Genomic DNA, 11,682 nt, shown 5'->3' on the forward strand with positions numbered 1-11,682 from the left:
CGGGCCCAGTGGACCAGCCCACAGGGCCACTCATCCACTGTGCGAGTGGACCACTCTGCACCGCCCGCTCAGCTGCGGATCTCCACCACCCGGGCCCAGGCGGGCGGGCCGCTCGGCCGGTACTCCTCGTCCTCCTCGTGGTTCCGGGACCGCGGGAACAGGCCCACCACCGTGCGGCACGGTGGCCGGCTGCTCGGCCACGGGGTCTGTCCGTCGGTGAGGGCGACCACGACGTCCGGGCGCGGACGGGCCCGCAGGGCGCGGACGAACCCGGCTCGCAGGTCGGTGCCGCCCCCGCCGAGCAGGGGGATCTCCTCGGCGCGGCACAGCGTGGTCACCCGCTGCGCCGCCGCGTCGCAGGGGACGACGGTCACCAGGTCGCGTCGGCCGCCAATCGCCTGACTGATGGCGGTGACCTCGCGCAGTGCCGCGCCGAGTTCGGCGTCGGTGACCGAACCGGAGGTGTCGATGACGACGGCGACCCGCGGCGGGGTGCGCCGCAGGCTGGGCAGGACGACCCCGGGCAGGCTGGTGGCCCGGCGGGCCGGACGCCCGTAGTGGTAGTCGCCGCCCGTCCCTGCGGAGGCGGTCGCGGAGCGCAGCGCCGCACCCAGCAACTCGCGCCAGGGCTGCGGGGGTTGGAACGCCTCCTCGGCCCAGCGGCGCCAGCCGGCCGGGGTCCGGCCGGGCCGGGCGTTGATGGCCTGCGTGACCCGGAAGCGCACCGCGTCGCGTTCCTGCGCGGTCAGCCCGTCCGCGCCGTCCGCGCCCAGGTCCCAGGGCCGGTCCAAGCCGTCGGCGCCGCTGCCGCAGTCCAGCCAGGCGAGGTCCTCCGGGAGGGCGCCCACCCGCAACTGGGCCAGGTAGTCCTCCATCAGCCAGCCCTCGGGCAGCCGCGCCATCGCTGGCCGGACCGCGCCCTTGGGGCGGACCAGGCCGTCGCCGAAGATGTCGTCGTTGATCTCGAAGTCGGCCGCGATGTTCATCCGCAGGCGCTCCGGCGCGCAGGTCAGGCCCTTGGCCAGCGCGTAGCGGTCGCTGCGGCCGTGGTGGTCGCGCAGCAGGTGGGAGACCTCGTGCACCCACACGCCCGCGAGTTCCTCGACCGGCGTGCGGGCGACGAAACCGGGCGAGACGTAGCAGCGCCAGTGCCGGTCGACGGCCATGGTCGGGGTGGTCCCCGACACCACGACCCGCAGCGCGAACAACGCCGTGGCCAGGTACGGCCGCGCCCGGGCGGCCTGGAGCCGGGCGGTGTAGAGCTTGTCGGCGTCCAGTTCCGCCGGCTCACCGGCGCAGCCGCGCGTCGCGCTCCCCCGCTCCGCCGTGCTCCCCGACGGTGGGACGCGTTGCGGCTCGGCCGTCGGCGCCGACTCCACCGCGACCGGCCGCGCCGTCAACGGCCGCACCGGCGGCCGCGGCCGGGGGGCCTCCGGCCCGCCCAGGGCCGCCCCTCCGGGCGCCGATCCCGCCCGGAACGGCGCCGCGGCATCGCGCGACCTCGCCAGGCGGGGCCGAGTCGCCGGCTCGGCCCCGAGCGCCAGTCGCGCCCGGGCCGCCCCCGGTGGCATCGCCGCTCGGGCCACGACCGCCGCCTCCGGCCCTGGCGCCGCCTGGGCCCGAGCCGCCGGTTCGGGTGCTGTCGAGCGCTGATGTGCGGGCATCGCGGTCATCGGGCGGTTCGCCCGCCCGCGGCCGCGGCGAGGCGGGCGGCACGGTCGCGTTCGGCCTGCTCGACGCGTTCGCGGGCGGCCGCCGTCTCGGCCGCGCGGTCGGCCTGCTGGGAGAGCGAGACCGCGCCGGCCAGCTGCTCGATCGACGGCGGCACGTCCCACCCCTCGCGGCGCAGCGAGGCGAGCGTCATGGCGGGCACCACCAGCAGGTCGGGCGCGCCCGTCTCCACCGCCCGGACCAGCAGCGTCCAGGCCGCGTCCCAGCGGGTCCGCTCGGGGCGGGCGCGGACCGCCGCGACGACCGCGTCCAGCGCGGCCTGGCGCAGATCGCCCCGCTCCGGCAGCACGGCACTCTCCGGCGCCGCGAGCAGCGTCTCCGGATCGGGCAGGTCCATTCGGTCCAGGCTCGCCAGGAGTTCGAGGCCCGGACCGTCCCCGACCGCGCCCCGGACCAGCAAGGACAGCACGTCGCGCGAGGAGCCGGCGGCGGTCGCGAAGGCGATCAGCCGCAGCGTCATCTCCCAGCTGCGCGGCGAGGGCCAGGCGCCGCCCCGGCGGGTCTCGCTGTCGGGCAGCCGGTGCACCAGGCCCGGCCGGACGGCGAGCAGTCCGCACACGGCACGGCGGGCGAAGTCCACCGCCTCGGCGAGCCGGGCCGGGTCGAGCCGCGGCAGCACGGCGCGCGGCCAGGTCCCGCCCAGGCCCCGGACGACGACCTCGTGGTCGTGGGTCCACAGCAGATGGACGAAGCGGTTGGCCAGCGGCGGACTCAGCTCCCAGCCGTCGGCGGCCGAGGCGCGCGGGTTGGCGGCAGCCACGATCCGTACCCCGGGCGGCAGTTGCAGGGAACCGATGCGGCGTTCCAGGACCAGCCGGAGCAGCGCGGCCTGGACGGCGGGCGGCGCGGTGGAGAGCTCGTCGAGGAAGAGCAGGCCCTTGCCGGCCCGGACCAGCCGGACCGCCCAGTCCGGCGGCGCGAGCGGGACGCCCTGCCGGGCCGGGTCGTCGCCGACGACGGGCAGGCCGGAGAAGTCGGAGGGTTCGTGGACGCTGGCGATGACGGTGGTCAGCGGCAGGTCAAGGGCCTCGGCGAGTTGGGTGAGCGCGGCGGTCTTGCCGATGCCGGGCTCACCCCAGAGCAGCACCGGCAGGTCCGCCGCCACCGCGAGGGTCAGCGCCTCCAGCTGCTGGTCCGGACGCGGCTCGGTGTCCGACTGCCGGAGCAGGCCCAGCAGCTCGTCGGCGACGTCGAGTTGGGGACGCTGGGCAGGGACCTGGCCGGAGACGGCGACGGGGACGGGGCCGGAGACGGGGACGGGGCCGGAGACGGGAGGGGACAGCAGAGTGGCAGAGGTCATCAGTCATCACCTGGAGGTTCGAAGGGATGCGGCAGCAGGGGGTGGTCAGCGCCGCGGGGCGGGCTGTCGGCGCGTGCGCTGGGCACGACGCCGGGCGGTCCGGCCGGACACCGCCCCGGACGGGGGCGCGGGCAGACCGGCCCGGTAGAGCGCGTAGTCGATCCGGCGAAGCCGCGCCGCGTCGAGTTCGTCGCGCAGTGCTCCGGCGGGGAGCACGGCGTCGGGGCCGATCAGGGCCGCGAGCACGGCCGTGAAGCCCGCGAGGTCACCGTGGTCGAGCCGGCGACGCAGCTCGTCGAGGCCCTCGGGGCTGCGGTGGGCCTGGTCGATCGCCTGGAGGCAGGGCAGGGGTGTGCCGGTCAGGGCGACCAGCAACTCCTCGCGGCGCAGCTCCTCCGGACCGTGGTCGAGCGGTCTCAGCACACCGCCGACCACCGCGAGCCGGTGCCGTTCGCCCCGGCACTCGACCGGGACGACGCGCGGCGCCGACGCGTCGACGGCGGGACGCCCGGCGGGGACGTGCCCGGGCAGCAAAGCGGCGGCGACCAGCGGGTGGAGCGCGTCGGCGTCGATCAACCCGGCGCGGAGCAGCTCCAGGTCGGGCGGCACGAAGACCGCCGCGTCCGGCAGCAGGAGCAGGTCGGGGTTGCGCGCCTCGGCCGGTGTCGTCACCGAGGCGGTGAGCGTGCCGTCCTCGTCGAGGTCCAGCAGTAGCGCCTCCCGGCGGCCGAGCCGGACCGCGACGCGTCCGGAGGCGCGTCGTTCGGCCCGCAGCAGCAGCCGGGCCTCGTCCGCCCACCGGTCCGTGGCCCAACTTCCGCGTTCCGCGGGTTCGGTGAGTTCGGCCGTGCCGCTGCGCTCGCCGAGTTCGACGCTGTTGCGGGCGTCCCACAGATGGCGGTGCAGGTCGAGCCTGAACCGTCGGCTCGGGTGCGGGTGGGGGTGCCGCCGGGTGTCCGCCTCGGGGCGCAGGGGGTCCCACAGGGCGAGAGCGACCCGTTGGGCGTCGTCAGCCCAGGCGGGTGACGTCCGCAGCACGAGGTGGAGTGGCGCGGCCCCCTCGGCGGCGGGGTAGCGGGCCAGAGTGACCGTCAGGCCGGGCCGCAGCAGGCCGTCCGGCGCGACCCGCGGCAGGTGCCAGCGCAGCAGGTCCGGCGCGAGGCGGCGCAGGTCGGCGCGGAGCGCGGTGGCGAGCTCACGGCCGTGGCGGCGGGCGACGTCCCGCAGGTCGAGATCGACGGCGACGCGGGCGGCCGCGCACGCGCCCGCCCAGTCGCCGACGGACCGGCGGGCGGTCGCGGTCAGGATCATGGACGGCGGCACGGCGTACTCGCGCACGCGCCGCCACATCTGGAGACGGGTGTTCCCGTTCGCGGTTCCGGTGCGCATCAGCACACACCGTTCGCGAGCAGGACCCCCAATCGGATTCGAGGAGTCGTCATCCCGGGCAGGCTAACTCCGTGGCGGCCCACGCCACCACTGGATTTCGGGGCGCCGGCCCGGCGAGCCCCGGCTAGCCCTCCCCGGCAGTCCGGTAGAGGCTCGCGAAGGCGGTGTGCGCCTGCCAGCCGAGGGACTCGTACAGGGCGCGGCCCTGCGTCGACGCGCCCAGGACGGCACGGGAGGCGCCGGCCGCCAGGGCCTGCTGCTGGAGCGAGCGCATGACGACCGAGCCGAGGCCGAGACGCTGGTGGGCGGCCATCGTGGCGATCTGGTCGGGCACCGCGACCTCGCCCGCGAGCCCGGCCTGGCCGCGTGCGGCGAGGGAGCCGTCGGGCGCGGCCACGAGCACGCGGACCACGTCGCCGCGGGTCCAGCCGCGCAGGGTGTAGCCGGGCGGGAGCGAGCCCGGCGTGGCCTGCTCCCCCGCGTCGGCCTTCAGGTCGAGGGCCATCAGATAGCCCGGCATGTCCGCTGCCCAGCCCGGTCCGAGCCAGCCGAGAACCAGCGGCTCGGGCGCGTCGCACGCCTGCGGCAGGAACACCTTGAGCCACCACCCCACGCCCCGCGCCCGCTCGGCCGCCGCCCGCACGCGCGCCTCGTCCGCGTCGACGACCACGTGGCGCGCGACCTGCGCCTCCTGCCCCACGTCGACGGTCCACCCCCACGCCGCCGCCTCCGGCTCGGACGCACCGCGCGAGACCACCCAGCCGGACACCCAGTCGGCCACGACGGAGGACAGCGCGCCAGCCGGAATCGATGTAAGTGATGCACTTGTCATGAGACCATTACATCACCCCCGACCCAGCGAGCACCGGGAAACGCCCCACCGGCCGAGCGCCCTGCGGGCGGCGAGCGGCGCGGCGTAGGGCGAGGCAGAGCAGGCGGGAACGCAGGGAAACGGCCCACCGGCCGAACGTCCGGCGGGCGGTGCGGCCCAAGGCGGGGCAGAGGGCCGAAGCACCCCTGTGCCACCTCCCGGCCGAAGGCCGGGCAGGCGCGGGGCAAGGCGAGGCAGAGCGGGAACGCCGGGAAACGACCCCCGGCCTCCCGGCCGAACGTCCGGCGGGGCGGGGCTACGCCGCGGACAGGCCCAGTTGGACGTGGATGTGGCCGCGGCGGCGGGGGAACATGCGGGGCAGGAGGGCGTGGCCGAGACGGTCGGTGGCCGGGAGGCGCAGGTGGTAGCGGCTGCAGGCGAGGCGCGCCGTCGAGGCGAGGGCGGCGAGCTCGTCCGCGTCGAAGCCGAGCCCGGACATGGTCAGCAGGCAGCGGTCCTGGGAGTCCAGCAGCAGGACGAACGCCTCGCGGACCGGATCGCCGTAGCTCTCCTCGATCACCCAGACCAGTTCGACCGGCTCGCCCGCGAGCGAACGCGCCCCGCGCCGCGCGGGGGCGGCCACCGTCCGGCCGCCGATGTCGGTGACCAGCAGGGCCGAACCGTCCCACCGGATCGACGCGTTGACCAGCCAGCGCTCCTCGGCGAAGGAGAGCCGCTGCATCACCATCCGCTTGGCGAGCACCCGGTCCGGCACGACCGCGAGCGGCGCGCCGGGAGCCTCCGGGCGCGGCGCGTGCTGCTGCGGCACCACGCGTCCCAGGTGGCCCAACTCCGGATCGAAGACGAGCCGCGCGCTGTAGGCGATCCGGGCGTTGAGACCCTGGATCTCCTCGACGAGCCCGCCGATGCGGACGTCCTGGCGCAGCGAGCTCGGCGCGAGCCGCCACAGGAAGGCCTCCACGAGGACGGGCACCGGCGCGGCGACCGCCAGCCACAGGGCGGCCTGCGCGGCGTCGTGGCCTCCGGCTCCGTGCGCGCCGACCGCGAGCGCGAGCGCCACGGCGCTGCCCACCCCGGGCACGGAGGCGAAACGCAGCGCGATCCGCCGGCTTCGGCGGCGCAGGCGCAACGCGTCGGGCAGGCCCTCATCGGTGGGACGCCACCACCGCCAGGCCACGGCCGCGAGGAGGAGCGGCAGGGAGTCCGCCGCGAGCTCCCAGCGCGCAAGCGCGGTGTGCCGACCGGGCGCGAAGACCAGCACCACGAAGCCGGCCCCAGCCAGCAGGGGTGTGACCGCACGCTGGACCGCGCCGAGCCGACGCCGCCCGCGGCGCCGGAAGGACCAGCCGACACCCCGCCCCATCAGAGCCACGCACGCCTCCCCGCCCGCCGCAGGGGCACGGGGAGCCGCACGGCTTCCCGCGACCCCTGGGAGTCGCCACTCCGTCATGGGCAGGATCGCGCCACGCGCGGCGCGACCGCAACCACTCGGACCGGCTCACCTCACGAACGGCCCTTCCGTCGACCGGAGTCGGGCCCGGCCGGCGCTCAACGGCAGAGGGACGGGCAGAGTTGACGTCCCATCAAGAAACCAGGCATCGTGGGCAGCTCAGTGCGGCAGCTTGGCGCCGAGCACGTCCACCGGGCGCACCTCGACCGGCGCGGCCAGCAGCCGCGGGGCCTCCGCCTTCAGCAGGTCCGCGATGCGCCCGTGCAGGTGGACCTGGCGGGCGTCCTCGTCGGGGAAGGCGTCGAAGACGCCGAAGGTCGTCGGCCCGAGCCGCAGCGGGAACCAGACCGTGGTCCCCTCCTCCGCGCGGGCAAGGTCGAGCGCGGCGCCGGACAGCAGCGCGCCGAACTCCTCCGCGTGCTCGGGCCTGGCCTCGAAGCGCACGAGGTAGCCGAGATCGGTGCCGGGGTGGTCGCTCACGGGACTGCTCTCAGGGATGTGCTCAACGCTCACGGGACGCTCCTCGGGGCCGGATGCGGCGACGGCGCGACGGTGATCGTCGCCCACCCCACGCTAGGGACGCGGCCACCCGCCGCCGTAGTGGCGGATCCGACGGATCCTTTACCATTTCCGTCATGAGGGTGCGGTCATGAGGGTGCGGTCATGAGGGTTTCCGTCCTGGTGGTCGACGGCGTCTTCGACTCCGGCCTGGCCGCCGTCCTCGACGTGCTGCGCACCGCCGACGCGCTGCGCGGCGAACTGCCGACGCCGCCGCCGAGGTGGCGGGTGCGCTGCGTCGCCCCCGGCGGCCGGGGACAGGTCCGCACGGCGGCGGGCCACACCGTCGACACGGTCTCCCCGGAGGCGGCGGGACCGACGGACCTGCTGGTCACGCCCGGGATCTGGTACCCCCGCGCCGAGGAGCTGACGACGTGGGTGGCCTCCGCCGACGCCGCCCCGGCCCGCGAGGCGGTGCTCCGGGCCCGCTCCGAGGGTGCGGCTCTGGCGGCGGCCTGTGCCGGGACCTTTCTGCTCGGAGAGGCCGGGGTGCTGGACGGCCGCCCCGCGACGACGAGTTGGTGGCTGGCGCCGGCCTTCCGTCGGCGCTATCCGCGCGTCGCCCTGGACGAGTCGCGCATGGTCGTCGAGACACCCGGGGTGACCACGGCCGGCGCCGCGCTCGCACACCTCGATCTCGCCCTGGCCCTGGTCCGCTCGGCCAGTCCGGCCCTGGCCGAGCTCACGGCCCGCTACCTCATCCTGGACTCCCGTCCCAGCCAGGCGAGTTACGCCATCCCTGGCCATCTGGCCCGGACCGAGCCGCTGGTGGACGCCTTCGAGCGCAGGCTGCGCGGGCGACTGGAGCAGCCGCTGCGCCTCGCCGAGACCGCGCGCGAACTCGGCGTGAGCGAACGCACCCTGCAGCGCACCGTCCGCGCCGTCCTCGGCGTGACGCCGGTGCGCTTCGCTCAGCAGATCCGCCTGGAGCAGGCGGTACACCTGCTGCGCACCACGGACCTCCCGCTGGACGCCGTGGCCCGGCGCGTCGGCTACGAGAACGGCACCACTGTGGCCACACTGCTGCGCAGGCGGCTCGGCACGACGCCGGGGGCGGTGCGCGGCGCGCAGATGGAAATGGGACATTCCACTTCAAATCCAAGCTTTACTTCGCGGTCATGATCGGTTCGTGATCACGAAACACTGCTTCGCCTGGAGACTCCCCCAGGTGAAGCAGCATTCCGCGAACTGGACCTTCTACCTTCTACATCGCACGACTGCGCGTGAATGCGCTCCGATGCGTAGGAGTTTCCGGACTAATTCCGGACTCGCCCACCACCCGCAGAAATGGCCCCTGACGTGCCTTCTTGTCCGTCAACGCCGCATACACCTGCCCCGCCACATCCCGCGCCGCGAAGGTGTACAGCCACGTGACCTCCCCCGCACGCTCATGCCCCAACACCTCCTGCACCACGGCCTCCGGCGCCCCCAGCGCGTGCAACGTCGACGCAAACGTCTTGCGCTGTGAGTGGAAGTTCGGCCACAGCTTCCGCCGCGTCTTCCCATCCGGCAACTGCCGCACCGTGACGCGCGCGACCCCCGCGTCCTGGATCGCCCTGTGCCACACCCGCTTGAACGTCTCCTCACCCAGAGGAATGACCTCGCCACGCCGCGCCCCGTAGCCGCCGCGGCGACCGCGGAACAGCAACTCCTCGCCGTGCATGCCGGACTTCGGCTCCGTGCGCGTCGTGGCCGGCCTCACCTGCTCCATGTGTCGGCGCAGCGCGCCGACCGCCCGCGGGGTCAGCGGCACAGTGCGGAACCCGGCGTCGCTCTTGGGGTAGCGCTTGCGGCGCTGGTGGCCGCGCTCGGACACGATCACCTCCCGGACGTGGATCCGGGCCGCGTCGAGGTCGACCCAGCACGCGCGCAGCCCGATCAGCTCGCCCCACCGCAGTCCAGTCTCCTGCGCGACCAGCTGCAGGGTCCGGTAGTAAGCGGGCAGCGCACGGCGCACGCGGCGCAGCTGCAGGACGGTCGGCGGCTTGCGGTCCTCCGGGTGGGGCTTGCGCACGGTCGGCAGCCGGACACCGTCGCACGGGTTGAACGTGAGGCGCTTGTCGACGACCGCGAACGCGAGCATGCCGTCCAGGAGCGCGAAGACCCGGCGGACACTGGAGGGCATGAGTGGGCCCTGGCAGTCGCCGTCGTCGTCCTCTGGCCCGGCGAGGTCGTTGGCCCAGGCCTGCACCTCGGCGTGGCCGATGGCCCAGACCTTCCAGTGGCCCCAGTGCGACTGGGCGTGGGTGCGCCACATGCTCTCGTCGCCGAGGCGGGCGTTGAGGCCCTTCTTCTTCTGCAGGGGCCACCAGATCGCCCAGAGCTGGTCGATGGTGATGTCGCCGCGGTCGGGGTCGATCCAGCGGCGCTCGCGGATCGCGACCTTCGTCGCCTCGCCAGCTTCCTTGGCCTCGTCGTATGTGGGCCGGTTGAGAGCTCGCTCGCGGCCGTCGGGCCCGTCGTAGCGGTACTGCCAGGAGCAGATGCAGGCGTCTGCCTTGCGCGTGGGCTTCGTGCCGGGGCGGAACTTTGCGGTGGAGTCGGGGCAGCCGCATGCCTTGGATTCGCGCTTGCGGGGGTTGTTGGTGGCTCTACGCCCCATGGGCCACCGCCCGAATGGTGACGACGGGGACCTCGGTGAGTTCGAGGCCGGCGAGCAGGGGTGGCAGGGGGATGGGTTCGCCGCAGTGGCACAGGAGGACCGGGCCGGGCGGCGCGTCGAGGTCTCGGAGGATCAGGTGGGTCTCTGTGAGTGCGGTCGGCGGGTGGGTGCCGCGTCTGATGATGACGGCCTGTTCGTCTGGGTCCCAGGCCACGGGGCGCGGACACACGTCGACCACACGGATGCGGATGCACATGGGTGGGTCCCAAGGGTCGCACGAGTGGTGTGGAGGGTCCGCTGCTGGAGGGGACAGCGGGAGTGTCGACGCTATCGCTTCGTGGCATATGCCGGTAAGAGAATGCGTCGGAATCTGAAAGAAAATGTGTAGGCTTCAACGTTTCCGCTGGTCGCGCTGGGGGCGCGCGCCCTAGGCGTACGCGACGCCTGCTACTCTGCCGCGCGCCCCTTGGGCTGGCGCACCATCACCTCGACCATATCCAGGACGCTGCGCTGCTGCTGAGCGTCCATCTGACGCCACAACCGCAGCAGCTTCTTCTCCCGCTCCTGGTCCAGGTTCGCCGGCGCGCGCCGGCCGGTGGACTCGAAGACCTGCTTCACGGTCGTCTTCGGCAGCACCGCGGCGAGCTTGCGCAGCGAGTCTGGGTCGATGCGGCCAGAGGTGCCTCTGCGGCGGGTGACCCAGGCGTTGATCGTGGCCAGGGGGATGCCGGACTTCTCGGCGATGCCCTTCTGGCTGAGGCCGGGGTTCTCGTCGATGACGCGCAGGATCAAGGCAGCGAGGTCTTCACCCTCGGCCCTGATGGCGTCGTCGCGATTGATGGTCACGGGGCAAGTATCGCCACCCCCTTCTACATATGCCAATCTGCGCGCCTCTTTGGCGTGTAGAAGTAGAAGCTTCCGGGGGCGCACCAGTGCCGACACGTGCGCCCCACCGGCCCCACCAGCAATGAAACCTTGGGCGCGCGACGGGTGTTGACGGCTCTACCTTCTACGTGTAGAACGTAGATATGGCAGAAGCCGATCCGGAACACCCCCCAGATCCGGCCACCCGGCACATGCCACGGAAGGAGAAACACCAGATGAGACGCAGGGACGGCGGCAAGCCACTCCGCTCGGCCATGGCCGAGGCAGGCCTGTCGATCCCGGCACTCGCTCGCGCGACGGTCGGCATCGACCCCGACGGCCGAGGCATCTCGCAGGCCTCGGTCGGCCAGATGGTGAGCACGGGCAAGTCCGGCCGGGAGCACTTCTCCGAGCGGGCGGCCCAGCTGGCCGCGGAGGCCCTCGGCCGCCCCGTGGCGGAGTTCTTCACGGCCGAAGGTTCTACTTCTACACGTAAAACGTCTGGCTCGACCGACGCGGTCGTCGACATGCACGAGCCGATGATCAAGCGGCAGCGGCTGGCGGACCTCCTCGGCAAGAGCCCGTCGTGGGTCGACGACCAGCGGCGCGAGTACCGCGACACCGCAACGCCGTTCCCGACCGAGTGGGTCGGCGGAACGCCGCGCTTCTTCTACACCAAGGTCCTCGCCTGGCTCGAGACCGTCCGCCAGGCCGCCTGAACCCGCCACCCCAGGAGTCCCCGCATGCGCCCCCGCTACACCCTCCGCAAGGTCTCCCGCGACGCCCAGCGCACGCTGCGCCGCCTCAACGGCCCCGCCGTGCGCTACGAGCCCGCCCGCAACGACACCTGCCCCGAGCACCACCGGCAGCTGCCCTGCAAGCGCTGCACCGACGCCACGGCCTGAAAGCAAAGGCCGCCCCCGGCGGACACAACACGGGGGCGGCAGCAGATCCCC

General features: G+C 74.1%; 12 protein-coding genes. 3 read left to right on the top strand and 9 right to left on the bottom strand.

Translation table 11 applies throughout. The features are described 5' to 3' along the window. Positions 1-68: 68 nt before the first annotated feature. The 6 genes from ABH931_RS30145 to ABH931_RS30170 all read right to left on the bottom strand — a co-directional run bounded on the left by ABH931_RS30145 (position 69) and on the right by ABH931_RS30170 (position 7,182). Positions 69-1,400 (bottom strand): VWA-like domain-containing protein, encoded by a 1,332-nt coding sequence (locus tag ABH931_RS30145; protein ID WP_370120124.1) that lies wholly within the window; start codon positions 1,398-1,400, stop codon positions 69-71. Between the two features lie 269 nt (positions 1,401-1,669). Then, positions 1,670-3,031 (bottom strand): AAA family ATPase, encoded by a 1,362-nt coding sequence (locus ABH931_RS30150; RefSeq protein WP_370120126.1) that lies wholly within the window; start codon positions 3,029-3,031, stop codon positions 1,670-1,672. 45 nt (positions 3,032-3,076) lie between these two features. Beyond that, a complete protein-coding gene (locus ABH931_RS30155) occupies positions 3,077-4,381 on the bottom strand; it encodes a hypothetical protein (RefSeq protein WP_370120500.1) in 1,305 nt (434 codons plus the stop codon). A 163-nt stretch (positions 4,382-4,544) separates the two neighbouring features. Then, entirely contained in the window at positions 4,545-5,201 is a 657-nt protein-coding gene (locus tag ABH931_RS30160; RefSeq protein WP_370120128.1) for a GNAT family N-acetyltransferase, read from the bottom strand. Between the two features lie 346 nt (positions 5,202-5,547). Continuing rightward, complete coding sequence (locus ABH931_RS30165; RefSeq protein ID WP_370120130.1) at positions 5,548-6,624, bottom strand: hypothetical protein; 1,077 nt, start codon at positions 6,622-6,624, stop codon at positions 5,548-5,550. A gap of 237 nt (positions 6,625-6,861) precedes the next feature. Next, on the bottom strand, positions 6,862-7,182 hold the full coding sequence (locus ABH931_RS30170) for a putative quinol monooxygenase (RefSeq protein ID WP_370120503.1): 321 nt from the start codon (positions 7,180-7,182) through the stop codon (positions 6,862-6,864). A gap of 183 nt (positions 7,183-7,365) precedes the next feature. On the opposite strand from ABH931_RS30170, the gene ABH931_RS30175 reads away from it, so the two are divergent. Beyond that, the gene (locus tag ABH931_RS30175; RefSeq protein ID WP_370120132.1) at positions 7,366-8,382 is read left to right on the top strand and encodes a GlxA family transcriptional regulator; all 1,017 of its coding nucleotides are present in this window, start codon (positions 7,366-7,368) and stop codon (positions 8,380-8,382) included. An 82-nt stretch (positions 8,383-8,464) separates the two neighbouring features. Here ABH931_RS30175 and ABH931_RS30180 read toward each other — a convergent pair whose 3' ends face one another. From ABH931_RS30180 to ABH931_RS30190, 3 genes are all read right to left on the bottom strand, one after another. Next, positions 8,465-9,862 (bottom strand): tyrosine-type recombinase/integrase, encoded by a 1,398-nt coding sequence (locus ABH931_RS30180; protein ID WP_370120135.1) that lies wholly within the window; start codon positions 9,860-9,862, stop codon positions 8,465-8,467. Then, positions 9,852-10,118: a hypothetical protein gene (locus ABH931_RS30185; protein WP_370120137.1), complete on the bottom strand. Its 267-nt coding sequence runs from the start codon at positions 10,116-10,118 to the stop codon at positions 9,852-9,854. The genes ABH931_RS30180 and ABH931_RS30185 overlap by 11 nt, the downstream gene beginning before the upstream one ends. 191 nt (positions 10,119-10,309) lie before the next feature. Then, positions 10,310-10,708, bottom strand: coding sequence for a winged helix-turn-helix transcriptional regulator (locus tag ABH931_RS30190; protein ID WP_370120140.1), 399 nt, complete (start codon positions 10,706-10,708; stop codon positions 10,310-10,312). A 254-nt stretch (positions 10,709-10,962) separates the two neighbouring features. On the opposite strand from ABH931_RS30190, the gene ABH931_RS30195 reads away from it, so the two are divergent. After that, positions 10,963-11,445, top strand: coding sequence for a helix-turn-helix domain-containing protein (locus tag ABH931_RS30195; protein ID WP_370120142.1), 483 nt, complete (start codon positions 10,963-10,965; stop codon positions 11,443-11,445). A gap of 24 nt (positions 11,446-11,469) precedes the next feature. After that, positions 11,470-11,631 (top strand): hypothetical protein, encoded by a 162-nt coding sequence (locus tag ABH931_RS30200; protein ID WP_370120145.1) that lies wholly within the window; start codon positions 11,470-11,472, stop codon positions 11,629-11,631. Positions 11,632-11,682 lie beyond the last annotated feature (51 nt).

The organism is Streptacidiphilus sp. MAP12-33, assembly GCF_041261265.1.
In the GTDB taxonomy this organism is placed as follows: Bacteria; Actinomycetota; Actinomycetes; order Streptomycetales; family Streptomycetaceae; genus Streptacidiphilus.

Bases quoted from the DNA above. Each gene is read 5' to 3' on its own strand.
- ABH931_RS30150 (WP_370120126.1), bottom strand. From the start codon at position 3,031: ATGACCTCTGCCACTCTGCTGTCCCCTCCCGTCTCCGGCCCCGTCCCC.
- ABH931_RS30155 (WP_370120500.1), bottom strand. From the start codon at position 4,381: ATGTGGCGGCGCGTGCGCGAGTACGCCGTGCCGCCGTCCATGATCCTG.
- ABH931_RS30175 (WP_370120132.1), top strand. From the start codon at position 7,366: ATGAGGGTTTCCGTCCTGGTGGTCGACGGCGTCTTCGACTCCGGCCTG.
- ABH931_RS30180 (WP_370120135.1), bottom strand. From the start codon at position 9,862: ATGGGGCGTAGAGCCACCAACAACCCCCGCAAGCGCGAATCCAAGGCA.
- ABH931_RS30185 (WP_370120137.1), bottom strand. From the start codon at position 10,118: ATGTGCATCCGCATCCGTGTGGTCGACGTGTGTCCGCGCCCCGTGGCC.
- ABH931_RS30195 (WP_370120142.1), top strand. From the start codon at position 10,963: ATGAGACGCAGGGACGGCGGCAAGCCACTCCGCTCGGCCATGGCCGAG.
- ABH931_RS30200 (WP_370120145.1), top strand. From the start codon at position 11,470: ATGCGCCCCCGCTACACCCTCCGCAAGGTCTCCCGCGACGCCCAGCGC.